This is a genomic window from Acetomicrobium sp. S15 = DSM 107314, from assembly GCF_016125955.1.
Lineage (GTDB): Bacteria > Synergistota > Synergistia > Synergistales > Thermosynergistaceae > Thermosynergistes > Thermosynergistes pyruvativorans.
In genome coordinates this window covers 1-536 of sequence record NZ_JADEVE010000186.1, presented here as the reverse complement: position 1 = coordinate 536, position 536 = coordinate 1, and the positions used below count along the sequence as shown (strand labels likewise).

Sequence of the window (536 nt, the reverse complement as noted above, 5' to 3'; positions counted from 1 at the left end):
GATGCGCATTACATATCCAATAAGCCACCGCAGCGCCCATATCATCGATCTATACACCGCCTCGGATATCTTTGCCTTGAAGATACCCATATGGAGGATCACAGACCCTATCACCGGCCAGCAGGCGAATTCTTAGATTGTAGGGCTGCTCGTTTCTGTTTTTGCGCAAAAGTAGAGCAAAAACTTGAAATCGTCAACGCTGTGAAAGAAAAGTCCTTGTCGAAGGGGGGCTTGCTCACAATAGAAGAGTTTAGAGAAATAGCAGAGAAAGTGATAAGTGGCTAAAGCCTTGGAAGGCAGGGCTCGCGCCGTCGTCTGCGCTTCCACTGGCAACACTTCCGCCTCGGCGGCTGCTTATTCTGCGGCGGCCGGTCTCCCCGGTTATGTGATCCTTCCCGCCGGCAAAGTGGCGAGGGGCAAACTTGCCCAAGCCTTGATCTCCGGTGCCAAGGTTTTGGCGGTGCGCGGCAACTTCGACAAGGCTTTGGAGTTGGCGATGGCTGCATCCGACGAGTGGCGGTTGGCCATCGTGAACT

The 536-nt window shown here is 53.9% G+C and carries 1 protein-coding gene; it reads left to right on the top strand.

The genetic code is table 11. The annotated features are described in order from the left end of the window. Positions 1-277 precede the first annotated feature (277 nt). Positions 278-536: pyridoxal-phosphate dependent enzyme (locus EZM41_RS05465; RefSeq protein WP_198470131.1), on the top strand; the 259-nt coding region annotated here is incomplete at its 3' end.